14 protein-coding genes are annotated in these 14777 nt (G+C 70.5%); 12 read left to right on the top strand and 2 right to left on the bottom strand.

Going from position 1 to position 14777, the window contains the following annotated elements:
• Positions 1 to 9 precede the first annotated feature (9 nt).
• Both xdhC and guaD read left to right on the top strand, forming a co-directional pair.
• Positions 10 to 864 carry a xanthine dehydrogenase accessory protein XdhC gene (gene xdhC, locus HNQ07_RS05420; protein WP_184109930.1) on the top strand — a complete coding sequence of 285 codons (855 nt, stop codon included), beginning with the start codon at positions 10 to 12 and terminating at the stop codon, positions 862 to 864.
• Positions 861 to 2177: a guanine deaminase gene (gene guaD / locus HNQ07_RS05415; RefSeq protein ID WP_184109929.1), complete on the top strand. Its 1317-nt coding sequence runs from the start codon at positions 861 to 863 to the stop codon at positions 2175 to 2177. The genes xdhC and guaD overlap by 4 nt, the downstream gene beginning before the upstream one ends.
• A 66-nt stretch (positions 2178 to 2243) precedes the next feature.
• Here the strand turns inward: guaD and HNQ07_RS05410 are convergent, their stop codons facing one another.
• Together HNQ07_RS05410 and HNQ07_RS23965 are read right to left on the bottom strand one after the other, a co-directional pair.
• Positions 2244 to 3371, bottom strand: a complete 1128-nt coding sequence (locus tag HNQ07_RS05410) for a flavin-containing monooxygenase (protein WP_184109928.1) — start codon at positions 3369 to 3371, stop codon at positions 2244 to 2246.
• Positions 3372 to 3471: 100 nt separating this feature from the next.
• A complete protein-coding gene (locus tag HNQ07_RS23965; RefSeq protein ID WP_229831864.1) occupies positions 3472 to 3861 on the bottom strand; it encodes a plastocyanin/azurin family copper-binding protein in 390 nt (129 codons plus the stop codon).
• Positions 3862 to 4368: 507 nt separating this feature from the next.
• Here HNQ07_RS23965 and HNQ07_RS05400 point away from each other — a divergent pair.
• The 10 genes from HNQ07_RS05400 to HNQ07_RS05355 all read left to right on the top strand — a co-directional run bounded on the left by HNQ07_RS05400 (position 4369) and on the right by HNQ07_RS05355 (position 14717).
• Positions 4369 to 5148 carry a DeoR/GlpR family DNA-binding transcription regulator gene (locus HNQ07_RS05400; RefSeq protein ID WP_184109927.1) on the top strand — a complete coding sequence of 260 codons (780 nt, stop codon included), beginning with the start codon at positions 4369 to 4371 and terminating at the stop codon, positions 5146 to 5148.
• On the top strand, positions 5145 to 6599 hold the full coding sequence (locus HNQ07_RS05395) for an endo alpha-1,4 polygalactosaminidase (RefSeq protein ID WP_184109926.1): 1455 nt from the start codon (positions 5145 to 5147) through the stop codon (positions 6597 to 6599). The genes HNQ07_RS05400 and HNQ07_RS05395 overlap by 4 nt, the downstream gene beginning before the upstream one ends.
• A gap of 33 nt (positions 6600 to 6632) precedes the next feature.
• Positions 6633 to 7565: a carbohydrate ABC transporter permease gene (locus HNQ07_RS05390; RefSeq protein WP_184109925.1), complete on the top strand. Its 933-nt coding sequence runs from the start codon at positions 6633 to 6635 to the stop codon at positions 7563 to 7565.
• Entirely contained in the window at positions 7552 to 8439 is an 888-nt protein-coding gene (locus HNQ07_RS05385) for a carbohydrate ABC transporter permease (protein WP_184109924.1), read from the top strand. The genes HNQ07_RS05390 and HNQ07_RS05385 overlap by 14 nt, the downstream gene beginning before the upstream one ends.
• Positions 8440 to 8483: 44 nt before the next feature.
• Entirely contained in the window at positions 8484 to 9725 is a 1242-nt protein-coding gene (locus HNQ07_RS05380; protein WP_184109923.1) for an ABC transporter substrate-binding protein, read from the top strand.
• The gene (locus HNQ07_RS05375) at positions 9725 to 10708 is read left to right on the top strand and encodes an N-acetylglucosamine kinase (protein ID WP_184109922.1); all 984 of its coding nucleotides are present in this window, start codon (positions 9725 to 9727) and stop codon (positions 10706 to 10708) included. Before HNQ07_RS05380 ends, HNQ07_RS05375 begins: the two co-directional genes overlap by 1 nt.
• On the top strand, positions 10705 to 11655 hold the full coding sequence (locus HNQ07_RS05370; protein WP_184109921.1) for an SIS domain-containing protein: 951 nt from the start codon (positions 10705 to 10707) through the stop codon (positions 11653 to 11655). Before HNQ07_RS05375 ends, HNQ07_RS05370 begins: the two co-directional genes overlap by 4 nt.
• Positions 11652 to 12476 carry a class II fructose-bisphosphate aldolase gene (locus HNQ07_RS05365; RefSeq protein ID WP_184109920.1) on the top strand — a complete coding sequence of 275 codons (825 nt, stop codon included), beginning with the start codon at positions 11652 to 11654 and terminating at the stop codon, positions 12474 to 12476. Before HNQ07_RS05370 ends, HNQ07_RS05365 begins: the two co-directional genes overlap by 4 nt.
• Positions 12473 to 13360 (top strand): 1-phosphofructokinase family hexose kinase, encoded by an 888-nt coding sequence (locus HNQ07_RS05360; protein WP_184109919.1) that lies wholly within the window; start codon positions 12473 to 12475, stop codon positions 13358 to 13360. The genes HNQ07_RS05365 and HNQ07_RS05360 overlap by 4 nt, the downstream gene beginning before the upstream one ends.
• A gap of 70 nt (positions 13361 to 13430) precedes the next feature.
• Positions 13431 to 14717, top strand: coding sequence for a Gfo/Idh/MocA family protein (locus HNQ07_RS05355; protein ID WP_221274805.1), 1287 nt, complete (start codon positions 13431 to 13433; stop codon positions 14715 to 14717).
• Positions 14718 to 14777 lie beyond the last annotated feature (60 nt).

The raw sequence follows: 14777 nt of genomic DNA, 5'->3' as shown, positions 1-14777 counted from the left end.
GGCCACGCCATGACATGGCGCGCAGCGATGAACGCCCTGTACGAGCGGGGCGAGCCGGGCGTGCTGGTCACGGTGGCGGCTGCGCGGGGCCACACCCCACGCGAGGCCGGCGCGAAGATGCTGGTGACGGCCACGGAGACCTGGGACAGCGTGGGCGGCGGCAACCTGGAGGCGACGGCCGTGGAGCGCGCCCGCGTCCTGCTGAGCTGCGGCGCCACCACGCCGGACCTCCTGACGCTGCGCCTGACGGATCACGCCGTGAACGAGCACGGCCGGCAGTGCTGCGGCGGCGAGGTCACGCTGCTGCTCGAGCCGCTGGTGCCCGCGCGGGCGCACGTGGCGGTCTTCGGGGTGGGGCACGTGGGCCTGGAACTCGCCCGGGTGCTCGCGCGGCTGCCGCTGCACCTGCACCTCGTGGACTCGCGCGAAGCCCAGCTCTCGCCGGAGCGCCTGGCTCCGCTGGCAGACGCCGTCGCCACAGTTCATATTCACCACGCGCCCATCCCGGAACTGGTCCTGCACGACCTGCCCGCCGGGGCGCACGTGATCGTGATGACGCACGACCACGCCGAGGACGCCGCCGTGATCGACGCGGCGCTGCGCCGCCCGGAGCTGGGCCATACCGACCTGGGCTTCCTCGGCCTGATCGGCTCTCGGGCCAAGTGGACGCGCTTCCAGAGCCAGCTCCGGTCCCTGGGCCACCCGCCGGACGCCCTGGCGCGCGTGACCACGCCCGTGGGGCTGCCAGACCTCATGACCGGCCCCCAGCGCAAGCACCCGGCCGTGATCGCGCTGGCGGTCGCCGCGCAACTCCTTCCCCACCTCCAGTCCGCGCCCAGCGCGGCCCCACAAAGGACACCGTGACTTCCCCGACCCTCTACCGCGCCACCATCCTGCACACGCCCACCAACCCCTTCACGGACGCCGACGCCCTGCACGCACACGATGACGGCGGCCTGCTCGTGGACGGCGGCGTGATCCGCGCGGCCGGCCCGTACGCCGACCTGCGCGCCGCCCACCCGGACGTGCCCGTGACGGACCTGCGCGGCGGCCTGCTGCTGCCGGGCTTCATCGACACGCACGTGCACTACCCGCAGGTGCGCGTGATCGGCGGCCTGGGCCTGCCGCTGCTCGACTGGCTGGACCAGTGCGCGCTGCCCGAGGAGGCCCGCATGGCCGACGTGGCGTACGCGCGCGGCGTGGCGCGGGACTTTGTGGGCGGCCTGCTGGAAGCGGGCACCACGACCGCGCTGGTGTTCGGCTCGCACATCGCGGGCGCGGTGGACGTCTTCTTCGAGGAGGCCACCCGGCGCGGCCTGCGCGCCGTGAGCGGTCTGGTCGTCAGCGACCGCCTGCTGCGGGACGAACTGCACACCACGCCGGAACGCGCGTACGCCGAGGGCCGCGCCCTGACCCTGCGCTGGCACGGCGTGGGCCGGAATCTGTACGCGGTGACGCCGCGCTTCAGCCTCAGCGCGTCGGAGGGCATTCTGGAGGCCTGCGCCGCCCTGATGCGCGAGTTCCCGGACGTGCGCTTCACCTCCCACATCAACGAGAACGGCCGCGAGATCGAGGTGGTGCGGGACCTGTTCCCCGGCGCGCGCGACTACCTCGACACCTACGAGAAGGCCGGGCTGGTCGGCCGGCGCAGCGTGCTCGCGCACAACGTCTGGCCCAGCGACCGCGAGCTGGGCGTGATGGCCACCCACCACTGCACGGCCGCGCACTGCCCGTGCAGCAACTCGGCGCTGGGCAGCGGCTTCTTCCCGCTGCGCCGTCATCTGGACGCGGGCGTACCCGTATCGCTGGGCAGCGACGTGGGCGGCGGCACCGGCTTCTCGCTGCTCAAGGAGGGGCTGCAGGCGCACTTCATGCAGAACCTGATGCCGGACGGCGTGCCGCTGACGCCCACGCACCTGCTGTACCTCGCCACGCTCGCGGGCGCGCGGGCGCTCGATCTGGACGGCCAGACCGGATCGTTCGAGGTCGGCAAGGCCTTCGACGCGGTGCACCTGTCGCCCGCGCCCGGCACACCGCTGGACGCCGTATTCCGCCACGCCAGCAGCCCCGAACGCGCCCTGGCGGCGGCCTTCGCCACCGGCACACCGGCGGACGTGGCGGGCGTGTGGATCGGCGGCGAGCACGTACACGCGCGGTCGGAGGTTCAGGCGGTCTGAGTGCACAGGTGGAGGGAGTGATGCCCTCCCTTCACCCGCACCGAAGACTGCCGCGAGTCGGCCGGGTCACGCCGACACGTCGCGCTTGACCAGTGCCGCGACCCTCGGCGCCTCCTGCGCGATGGTGCGCAGCACGCCGGTGGGCGCGATGCCGTAGCCCACGAAGTACAGACCCTCAGCGCCGCTCAGCCCGCCGTTCACGCGGGGCCGGCCCCTGTCGTCGCTGAGGGCACCATACCCGTCAATGACGCCCTCCAGGCCGGGTCGGTAGCCGGTGGCGAGGATGAGAGCGTCGAAGGGCAGCGTCCGGCCGTCCGCGAAGGTCACGTCGGCGGCGTGCACACGCTGCACGGCGGGCAACACGCGGATGCGCCCGGCCCTGATCATGCGGACCGTACCGATGTCCAGCATCGGAATACGGCCGTCCTCCACGATGGTGCGGTTCAGGCCCCGGGTGGGGCGGCGGATGCCGTAGCGGCTCAGATCGCCCACGGCGAGGCGCATCACGGTGCCCACGATGCGGTCGCGCACGTCGATGGGCAGGCGTGACAGCAGGATGCTGGTCGCCTGACTGGGCCGCCCCAACACGTCTCGGGGAACCACGTGCACGGGGCCGCGCACGACCATGGACACCTCCACACCGTGCTCGGCGAGGTCGAGAGCGATCTCCGCGCCGGAGTTCCCGCTGCCGACCACCAGCGTGCGTTTCCCGCCGTACGGCGCGGGGTTGCGGTAGGTGGCGGCGTACGTGACCGAGCCCGCGAAGTTCTCCAGATCGGGGAAGTCCGGCTTGACCGGCACAGCGTTCGTGCCGGTGGCAAACACCACCACGCGCGGCGTGAGGGTGCCACGGTCCGTTCGCACGGTGAAGCGGTCACCGTCGCGCCGGACGTGCTCGACGGTCACGCCCACGCGCGGCGAGATGCCGTGCCGCGCGGCGTAGGCGTCGAGGTAGGCCACGACCTGTTCCCGTGACGGGTAGGTGGGTGTGCCCGTCGGCCAGGGTCCGTGTGGCAGGGTCGAGAGGTCGCGGGTGGTGTGCAGGTGCAGCCGGTCGTAGTGCCGTCGCCACGTGGCCGCCACATGCGCCTCGCGCTCCACCAGCGTGTAGGGCAGACCGGCTGCGTGCAGGCAGGCGGCCACCGCCAGCCCGGCCGGGCCTGCCCCGATCACCAGGATGTCGTCCGGGTTCATGCCCCCAGCATGACGCGTGGCGGCCGGACCACCCTCACCTCCGGGGATGGGGACGCAGGGGGAGACGGTGGTCCGGCCGCCCGGCAGCGCGGCGTGGGGGCTACTCGATGACCAGATCGGCCTTCATGCCCTGTTCCTCATGCTTGCCGACCGGGCAGTACACGGTGTACGTGCCGGCCGGCAGGTTGACGGTCAGGCTGGTCTTCTCGCCGGGCTTCAGGACGACGGTGGACAGCTCAAAGTCCTGACCGCCGATCTTGCCCTCGATGGCGAGGGCGTGCGGGAACTTCCCGACGTTCTCGATGTTGAACGTGACCGGTCCCTTGGCCTTCATGGGCGTCATGTCCATGCCCATCGTCCATTCCATGAGTTTCATCGTGACGGCGGTGGGGGCGGCGGCCGGGGCCGGCGTGGACTGCGCGAGGGACGGCAGGGCGGCGGCGAGCAGCCCCAGACCGGCGAGGGAACCGACGAGCACACGTTTGTTCATGGTGAACCTCCGGGCGTGAAGTGGGCGCGCCGTCCCGACCGGGCAGCGCACAGGTGATGCTCCGACGCCCCCATTACACGCCTGCCCGGCCGGCTCCACCACGGACCAAGGTCGGGCGAGAACTGACCGGGTGTGACGTAATCCGCCCCCACTCCCAGGGAAGCAGCATGCGTAGGCGGCGGCAAGGGAGGGCACGACCAGGCTCAACCGACCCCTCTCTATGATCGATTCTGATCGTTTTAAGGAGGCTCCCAGCGTGGCCCTGCCCTCTGAGAATGATGCCAGTGTGCACGGTCAGCGTCTATTCGATGCTTCCCCACCCCGCTCATGGCCCGGCAGGTATCAGACCTACATCTACCTAAACCTCAGTTCGACCAAAAACGATCTAGATTTTGGTTGCTATTGTTCGCTTCGCCTGCTATGGTGATCGCATCGATCACAGGGAGCGCCGGCACCAACCGGCCGCTCATGCCATGGCCCGCGTTCCCCGCGGCCATAAGGAGACCGATGCAGTCTGACCGCATCAACAAAATCCAGCACCACCTCTACAGCAACGGCTTCGCGCGCGTCGAGGAACTCGCCGACGCGACCGGCGCCTCGATCGTCACCATCCGGCGCGACCTCCAGCGGCTGGAGGAAAACGGCATCGTGACCCGCACGCACGGCGGCGCCCGCCTGGCCGACGGCGCCGGGCCGGAAATCGCCTTCCAGGCACGGGCACAGGACCACGTCGAGGCCAAGCGGGCCATCGGGGAGGTCGCCTTCGGGCTGCTGCGTCCTCACACGACGGTGTTTCTGGATGCCGGCACGACCGTGCTGCAACTCGCGCGGCGCCTGCGGCTGGAACCCCTGCCGCTGACCGTGTTCACGAACGGGCTGGCGGTCGCGCAGGAACTCGTGAACGTGGAGAACGTCAGCGTGAACCTGCTGGGCGGCCAGCTGCGCAACGAGAACCTGTCGATGGTCGGGCCGTATGCCGAGCAGATGCTGGGCGAGCTGTGGTTCGACCAGCTGTACCTGGGCACCAGCGCCGTGCGCGACGACGCCCGCATGTACACCCTCAACCCCGCCGAGGCGAGCCTCAACCGCGTGATGATCGGCCGCACGTCGCAGCCCATCGTGCTGGCCGACTCCAGCAAGTTCGGAGACAGCGCCCCCTACGCGGTCGCGCCGGTCACGGCCGCCCACACCCTGATTACCGACAGCCGTCTGGACGCCGCGTGGAAGACGCGGCTTGCCGAACTGAACGTGGCCGCCACCGTCGTGCCACTCGGGAGGACTTCATGAAGCGTGCCCTGCTCACCGCGTCCCTGCTCGCCTCCGTCGCCTCGGCCCAGACGGGACTGGTGCCCCCCACCAGCGTGGCCCAGGCCGTGCACAAGACCATCACCATCGGCGGCGACCTGGGGCAGTGGGACGGCCTGCCGAAATACGCGGTGATCCAGAGCAACGGCGTGCCCAGCGTGCCCGTGAAGAACGCCGGGTACTACTCGGTGGCGTGGGACGCGCAGAACCTGTACGTGCTGGGGGTGTTCGACCAGCCCAAGGACACCGTGGTCGCCAAGCTCGCGCAGGACGCGGGTGAGTGGTGGAACGACGACGTGATGGAGCTGTTCGTGCGCACGACCCCGTACGCCAAGGTGCCCGCCGAGGCCCACTTCGCCATCAACCCGGCGGGCACGCGCTTCAAGGCCTACACCGCCACCACCGACTACAAGAGTGCCGGACGCATCGAGCAGAGCCGCTGGGTGCTGGAACTCGCCATACCGCTGAACAGCGCCACCTTCCCCGCGGCGGGAGCCGGGGACGTGTGGGCGCTGAAGGTCGGCCGCGAGCACCAGAAGGCCGCCGAGTACCCGCTGTGGCCGGTCGGCGGGGACTTCAACTCGCCCAACAACTACGGCTACCTGACCTTTGTAGAGCAGCCCGGCGACCCGGCGGCCCTCGCGCAGTCGATCAGCGCGGCCCTCGGCAAGTCACCGGCCGGGGCGCCCATCACCAGCCGGGTGTCGGACATCGGGTCGTATTCCGTGTACTACGGCAAGAAGGCCGCTGACGTTGAGAAGCTGAAAAACTACGACCTCGCCATCGTGCAGCCCTACACCGTGACCGACGCGCAAATGAAGGCCCTGCACGACAACGGCACGCGCGTGATCTCGTACCTGACCATCGGGGAACTCGACAAGAACAGCGCGTACGCCGGCCGCGTCCAGCCCGCGTGGATTCTGGGCGAGAACAAGAACTGGGGCTCGAAATTCATCGACGCCACGCAGTCCGGGTGGCAGGCGATCATCAAGGAGCAGGCCGCGGCCCTGAAGAAGCGCGGCTTTGACGGCTTCTTCTTGGACACGCTGGACACCGCCGACCTGTACCCCAAGATCGCGCCCGGCCTGGTCAAGATCGTCGAGGACCTGCGCGCCACGTATCCGGACGCCGTGCTGGTGCAGAACCGCGGCTTCGCGCTGCTGAACGACACCTCGAGCAGCATCGACGCCGTGATGTTCGAGAACTTCTCCAGCGGCTACGACTTCGGCAAGAAGACCTACGGCAGCGTCAGCGGCGATCCCAGTTTCGTGGAGAACCTCAGCAAGCGCGGTCTGGTGGTGCTCGCGCTCGACTACGCCCAGGCCAGCCAGACCGACGTGATCACCCGTGACTACCAGCGGGCCAAGAGCTACAACTTCATTCCCTTCGTCTCGACCATCAACCTGGATGAAATCCTTGAGGTCAATCCGTGAGGCTCGACCGGCCCTGTCCGGCCAGGAGGTGATATGCAGGCCACTTCTCCCCTTCTTTCGTCCAGGCGCCGGGCCCGCGTCTCGCCCATGCGCCGCCAGGAAACGCTGCTGGCCCTGCTGCTGATCCTGCCCAGCACGCTGGGGATCGTGGTGTTCGCCGTGTTGCCCATCGCGGCGTCGCTGGGCATCTCGCTGACGGACTGGGGCGGCCTGAGTCAGCCGAACTTCGTGGGCGTGCAGAACTACGCCGCCGCCCTCCAGGACTCGCGGGCGACGTCAGCCCTGTCGCACACCCTGCTGTACGTGCTGCTGGCCGTGCCGACCGGCGTGGTGATCTCCATGACGCTGGCGGTGTGGATCAACAACCTGCGGGCCGGGTGGCTGAGGACGGTGTTCCGCACGGTGTATTACCTGCCGATGGTCACCATCGGCGTAGCGGTCGCGCTGCTGTGGCAGGTGCTGCTCGCGCCGCAGGGCCTCGTGAACCTGATCCTGGGGTGGCTGGGTGTCCACGGCCCGAACTGGCTGGGCTCGCCCACATGGGTGCTGCCGGCGGTCGCGGTGTTCAGCGTGTGGCAGGGCTCCGGGCAGGGGATCATCCTGTTCCTGGCGAGCCTCGCCAGCGTGCCGAAGGACCTGTACGAAGCCGCGCAGCTCGACGGCGCGACGCCGTGGCAGGCCTTCCGCTCCATCACGCTGCCGATGGTCAGCCCCACGGTGTTCCTGGTGCTGGTCCTGAGCCTGATCGGGGCGTTGCAGGTGTTCGAGGCCGTGCTGGTGCTGTCGAATGGCGGCCCCGGCGACAGCAGCACCACGGTCGCGCTGTACATCTACAAGACGGCCTTCACCTTCTTCAAGATGGGCTACGCCTCGGCGCTGGCGTGGCTGCTCGCCGCCGTGCTGATCGTGCTGATGGTCGTGCAGTGGCGCGCCCAGAACCGGTGGGTGAACTATGACCAGGTCTGAACCGCTGCGGAGTGCGGCCGGCACCGCCGACAGGCGCGACGCGTCCATCCGGGTCCGCACGCAGGGCGCACAGGCCGCGCTGGTCGCGTTCCTGACGCTGGGGGCGCTGGCGATCCTGCTGCCCTTCGCGTGGATGATCCTGACCGCCTTCAAGACCCCGGCCGAGGCGTACACGTGGCCGCCGGTGTGGCTGCCCGCGGAGTGGAGTGTCGCCAACTTCACGCAGCTCTTCGCGACCATCCCGTTCGGCAAGATGTTCTTCAACTCGTTCTGGACGAGCGTGCTGATCGCCACGCTGAACATCCTCTCGGCCGCGCCCGCCGCGTACGCCTTCGCCCGGCTGCGCTTCCCGGGGCAGGGCCTGTGGTTCGGCTCGCACCTGCTGTCGCTGATGATTCCGTGGCAGGTGACGATCATCCCGGTGTTCCTGCTGATCCGCGCCCTCGGCTGGTACGACTCGTACACGGCGCTGATCGTGCCCAGTATCGCCAGCGGCTTCACGGTCTTCCTGCTGTTCCAGTTCTTCCGCTCGCTGCCCCGGTCGCTGGAGGAAAGCGTCCTGATCGACGGCGGCTCGTGGTTCACGGCGCTGCGGCACGTGGCCCTGCCCGCCGCGAAGGGCGCCATCGCCGCCGCGTGGCTGTTCTCGTTCCTGGGCAACTGGCAGTCGTTCATCTGGCCGCTGATCGTGCTGCAGAGCAGCGACAAGATGCTGCTCTCGGTGGGGCTGCTGAGCCTCCAGAACCAGTTCACGGTCAATATCCCCGTGCTGATGGCCGGCGCGACCCTCTCGACGCTGCCGACCGTCATCGCGTACCTCTTCGTCCAGCGCTACCTCACCGACGCCGCCATCACCAGCGGCCTGAAAGGCTGATGCCCACGACGTCCCGTCCACGTTCCCGCACCGGAGGCTCCACCATGACCAGAACGCTGCTCCTGCTCGCCGCCCTGTCCGCCGCCACCGCCCGCGCCGCCACCACCATCGACTACGCCACGTGGGACGGCACCCGCCAGCAGGCCGACGAGGCCCTGATCGCCGCCTTCAACAAGTCCCAGTCGGACGTGACCGTGAAGTACAACCTGGTGCCGTGGGGCGTGTACTGGCAGAAGGCCGCCGCGATGGTCGCCGGCGGCAGCACCTACGACGTGATGTGGATGAACCTCGACAACTTCCCCTTCTACCAGTCGCAGGGCGCGCTCTCGCCGATCACGCTGGACGCCAAGACGGCCGCGCTGCTGCCGGCCACGCGCACCGCGCCGTACCGTGTCAACAACCAGCTGTACGGCGTGCCGCTCGGGCCGCAGCCGGTCACGGTGTACATCAACCGCTCTCTCTTCAAGGAACGCGGCGTGCCGATTCCCACGACCACGTGGACGTATGCCCAGATGCTCGACGCCGCCAAGAAGCTGACCTTCACCAAGGACGGCAAGCAGATCTACGGCATCAACGGCGCAGACCTCCAGGCCGACCTGGAATACGGCATGAGCTTCTACTACGGCGCGGGCGGCCAGGGCCTGATCAAGAAGACCGGCGACACCTATGCCCCGAACCTCGACGCGACCTTCCAGAAGACGTCGCAAATGCTGCTCGACCTGATCTACAAGGACAAGGTCTCGCCCGGCCCGCAGGCGTCCACGCAGCAGGGCTACCAGATGTTCCTGGCCGGCCAGATGGGCATTCTGGTGCAGGGCAGCTGGATGGTCTCGACGTGGGACCAGAACAAGGATCTGGACTGGGCCTTCGCGCCGTTCCCCAGCGTGGACGGCCGGGCGCCCCGCCCGGTGGTGAGCGCGCACGCCCTGGTGATTCCCAAGGGCAGCAGGAACGCGGCCGCCGCGCAGAAGTTCGTCACGTGGATGAACACTTCCACCCAGGCGCAGCGCATGCTCGCGCAGCGCGGCCTGCTGCCCACCCTGGCCGAGACGTACAAGTCCCAGTACCTCGCCGCCCTGCCGGGCCGCAACGCGCAGACGGTGTTCGCGCAGCTTCCGAACTCGGTGGTGATCAACGCCAACCTGCGCTCCCTGAAGAGCCTGCCGGAGGTGCTGACCGTGCTGAACCAGAAGCTGAACCTCGCGTGGACCGGCAACGCCAAGCTGCCGGACGCGATCTCGCAGGCGTCCGCCGGCATGGCGGACCTGCTCAAGCAGAGCAAGTGATGACGGCGGACACCTGGATTCTCGGCCTGGACGGCGGCGGCAGCAAGACGGCGCTGGCGTACCTGGGCCCGGGCGGCCAGGTGTCCGGCCCGTACACCGCGCCGGGCATCAATCCCTTCGACCGGCCAGGCTGGGCGGCGGACCTCACCGCCTTCCTGGCCGCGCACCCGGCGCCGGGGCCGCTGGCCCACGCCACGCTGGGCCTGCCCGGTTACGGCGAGTCCCCGGCGATCACCGCGCAGCAGGACGAGGTCTGCCGGAGCGTCCTGGGCGTGCCGCACAGCACCATGAACGACGTGCAGGCCGCGTTTGTCGGCGCCTTCCCGGACGGCGTGGGCGCCCTGCTGCTGGCCGGCACGGGTTCGATGGCGTGGGCCAGTGACGGTGCCCGCCACGTCCGAGCCGGCGGCTGGGGCGACGGCTTCGGCGACGAGGGGAGCGCGTACTGGATCGGCCGGGCCGCGCTGTCACTCGCCAGCCAGGCCCTGGACGGCCGCCACCCCGACGCGGCCTTCGCGCAGGACCTGCTGTGCCCGCTGTTGGGTGGCAAGGTCACGCCCGAGCGCCTGCTGGAGTGGCACCACGGGCTGGCGCATGTGCGCTCCGGGGTGGCGACTGTGGCACGCACGGTGGACCAGCTCGCCGCTACCGGGCAGGCCACGGCGCTCGCGCTGCTCCAGTCGGCCGCCCACGAACTCGCCCGGCACGTCCACGCGGTACGCGCCCAGCTCGACGCGCCGTCGCTCCCATGGAGCTACGCGGGCAGCGTGACCGCCAGCCGCCCGCTGCGCGACGCGCTGGTGCGCGAGCTGGCCTGCGAACCCACCGCGCCCGCCCTGCCGCCGCTGGGCGGCGCGCTCTATCACGCCGCCACCCGCGCCGGGCACGAGCCCGCGTGGGCGCTCGCGGTCCTCTCCTCCGCCCTATCGACCGACACGAGCATGACCCAGCGTTCCGTTCCACGCGCCCAGGAGCACGTATGAATCCGACCCTTCGCAGCATCACCGAACAATTTCCGTACTGGCGGGGAGCCGCCGTGCCCGCCGCCCTGCATGGCACCGAACCGCACGTCCTGCTGGGCTGCGGCACCTCGTATTACATCGCGCAGAGCGTGGCCGCCGCGCTGAACGTGGCGGGTGTGCCCGCGCTGGCCGTGCCCGGCAGCGAGTGGCTGACGCACCCGGACGCATATACGCCGGCCGGCACGCGCCCACACGTGATCGCGTTCTCGCGCAGCGGCGAGTCGACCGAGACGGTGCAGGCCGCCCGCGCCAGCCAGGAGCGCGGCCAGCGCGTCACCGCCCTGACCTGCGAGGCCGGCTCCTCGCTCACCACACACGCGGACACCGTGCTGTACATGCCGACGCACCCGGAGGAGGGCATCGTGATGACGTCCTCGGCCAGCCTGATGTTGCTAACCGGGCTGCGGCTGGCGGGTCTGTCGTACGGTGACGAGAACATCCGCGCGGCCGAGGCGCTGCTGGAACACGCGCAGACGGCCTTCCCGGACGTGATCGCGGGCCGGACGCACTTCGTGTTCCTGGGCGCGGGCGAGCTGTACGGCATCGCCCAGGAGGGCGCGCTGAAGCTCCAGGAGATGAGCCTGACCTACACGCAGGCGTACCACCCGATGGAGTACCGCCACGGCCCGGTCAGCCTGGTGGACGAGCGCACGGTGATCGTGCTGCTGTCGCACCCCGGCAGTGTGGAGGCGGAAGCGACGCTGGTGGGCGAGCTGCGCAGCAAGGGAGCGCGCGTGATCGGCTTCGGCGTGCCGGGCGACCTGACGCTGGACGTGCAGGGCACCGCCATGCAGCGCGCCGTGACCGTCCTGCCGGCCCTGCAGATGCTGGGCGAGTGCGTCGCGCAGGCCAAGGGGCTGGACACCACCGCGCCCCGCTGGCTGACCAAGGTCGTGACCATCGCGTGAGCGCCGCGACGAGGTTCCGCACGGACGGCATGTCGGTGCTGCGCGCCGCGCGGGCCGGCGGCTACGCGGTCGCGGCCTTCAACGCCGTGAACCTGGAAACGGCCCAGGCCGTGGTGCGCGCGGCCAGTGCGCAGCGTGCGCCGGTGATCCTGCAGATCTCGCAGAATGCCGCGCGCCATGCCGGGCTGGCCCACCTGGCGGCGCTGGGCCTGAGCCTGAAAGCGGAAGCCGACGTGCCGGTGATCCTGCACTTCGACCACGCCGAGACGCCCGAGGTGGCGCTGGACGCGCTGCGCCTGGGCTTCGAGGGCGTGATGCTGGAGGGCGACGACCCGGCGCTGCTGTGGCCGCTGGCGCGCATGGCGCACGCGGGCGGCGGGTATCTGGAGGCCGAGTACGAGGTGGTCGAGAAGGGCGGGCGGCGCGGCGAGCGCCACGACCCGGCCGACCTGGGCCGCTTCGCGCAGGACGCGCACTGCGACCTGCTGGCGGTCGATCTGGGCAGCGCCCACAAGCACGAGCACAAGGACGCCCAGCTGGATTTCGCGCGGCTGGACGCCCTGGCCGCCGCCACGCCGCTGCCGCTGGTGCTGCACGGCGCGAGTTCCGTGCCCGAGGCCCAGCTCGCGCAGGCCGCCCGCTCGGGCGTGGCGAAGGTGAACCTCGCCACCGACCTGACCCTGGCCTTCACGGACGCGGTCCGGGACGCGCTGGGCGCCGGCGCGAAGGACCCACGCGCGTACCTGGACGCCGGCCGCCGCGCGATGCAGGCCCGCGCCGAGACGTACATCGCGCTGCTGGGCGGAGCGGGCCGCGCGTGATCGTCGCGCTGACCCCCAACCTCAGCCTCGACCGGACGCTGCGGCTGGACCGGCCGCTCATGCCGGGGCGGCTCCACCGCGTACCGGAGGTCACGGTTGCGGCCGGCGGGAAGGGCCCGAACCTCGCGCGGATCGTGCGGGCGCTGGGCGGCGAGACCTGCGTGGCGGGGGTGGTGGGCGGCCATAACGGCGCGCACTTCCGCGCCCTGCTGGCCGCCGAGGGCCTGCACGGCGTGCTGGAGGACGTGGAGGGCGAGACCCGCGAGTGCCACATCCTGACACAGGAGGGCGGCGACCACCCCACCGAGATCAACGAGATGGGGCCGATGTACCAGCCGGACGCGGTGGCCCGCCTGCTCGCGCGGCTGCCGGCCGGACCGGTGGCCGTGTGCGGCAGCCTTGCGCCGGGCACGCCGCTCGACGCCTTCCGGGCGATGCTGCGCGCCCTGGACGGGCCAGCGGTGGATTCCAGCGGCCCCGGTCTGCACGCCGCGCTGGAGAGCGGCGCGAGTCTGATCAAGCCCAACGAGCACGAGCTGGAGGCCCTGACTGGGCACGGTACCGTGGATTCCGCCCGCGAGCTGTACGCCCGCACCGGCGTGCCCGTGCTGCTGACCCGTGGACCCGAGGGTGCCGCGTACATCGGCGCGGAAGTCTGTGTCGTGGCGGCGCCGCACGTTGAGGTGCGCAACCCCGTGGGCAGCGGCGACTCGCTGCTGGGCGCGTTCCTGTACGCCCGGCAGTCCGGTGAGACCATCCCGGACGCCCTGCGTCTGGCGGTCGCGGCAGGCAGTGCGAACGCCCTGCTGGGCGGCCCGCTGCGCTTCGACGCGGCGGTGGCGCGCTCGCTGCTGCCGCAGGTTCATGTCGTCCCGCCCTCGTGAGCGGAGTCAAGACCACGAACGACAAGTGGCCCGGCGGATCGTTGCCGTCGGCCCCGACTGCAGGAGTTCCATGACGCACGCAATGAACAGCTTCGAGCACGGCCGTCCGCCCCGGCTGCTGATCCTGGGCGCCGGCAGCCGCGGCGGCACCTACGCCGACTACGTTCGGCGGCATCCGGACGAGGGCGTGGTGGTGGGTGTGGCCGAGCCCGACGCGGCGCGGCGCGAGGCGTTCGCTCGGGCGTACGGCCTGCCGCCGGAGAGGGTGTACGCCGACTGGCAGAGTGCGCTGACCGCGCCCCGTTTTGCGGACATCGCCGTGATCGCCACCCAGGACGCCGACCACGTGGCCCCGGTCGAGGCCGCCGCCGCGCTGGGCTACCACCTGCTGCTGGAAAAACCCATGGCCCCCGACGAGGACGGCTGCCGGCGCATCGTGGCGGCGGCCGGGGCGGCGGGCGTGATGCTCGGCGTGTGCCACGTCCTGCGCTACACGGCGTACACCCAGGCGCTGCGCCGGGTGCTGGACGTGGGCACCATCGGGGACATCGTGTCGGTGGAGCACCTGGAACCCGTCGGATACTGGCACCAGGCGCATTCCTTCGTGCGTGGGCACTGGCGCAATGAGGCGCACAGCAGTCCCATGCTGCTCGCCAAGTCCTGCCATGACCTCGACTGGCTGCGGTACGTCGTGGGGCTGCCGTGCGAGCGGGTGTCGTCGTTCGGGAGCCTGAAGCACTTCCGGCGTGGGGACCAGCCGCCCGGCGCGTCCGACCGCTGCGTGACGTGCCCGCCCGAGATCGAGCAGCGCTGCCCGTACTCCGCGACCCGCTACTACCTGGGGCAGCTGGAGGCTGGGAACACCGGCTGGCCGCTGAACGTGGTCACCACCGACTTCACGCCGGAGGGCGTGCTGGACGCCCTGACGCGTGGGCCGTACGGCCGCTGCGTATACGCCTGCGACAACGACGTCGTGGACCATCAGGTCGTGAATTTCGGGTTCGCTGGAGGCGTCACGGCCACCTTCACCATGACGGCCTTCACCCGGGCGCGCGGCCGCGAGACCCGTATCTTCGGCACGCGCGGCGAGCTGTACGGCGACAGCCAGATCATCCGCGTCTATGACTTCCTGACCGGCGACACGACTGAACTGGACAGTGACGTCGCCTCCGACGGCAGCATCCTGTCCGGACACGGCGGCGGCGACGACGGCCTGATGAAGGCGTTCCTGGCGGCCGTGGCACACGACGATCCGTCGCTGATCCTGAGCGGGCCGCAGGAGACGCTGGAGAGCCACCTGATGGTCTTCGCGGCCGAGCGGGCGCGGCACGAGGGGCGGGTCGTCGCGCTGGGCTGAGCAGACTTCGGACAGCACAGCAACGCGGGGCCGGAGACACGTCCTCCGGCCCCGCGCGGT

The organism is Deinococcus metalli (genome assembly GCF_014201805.1).
GTDB lineage: Bacteria > Deinococcota > Deinococci > Deinococcales > Deinococcaceae > Deinococcus > Deinococcus metalli.
This window is presented reverse-complemented; position numbering and strand designations above follow the sequence as displayed.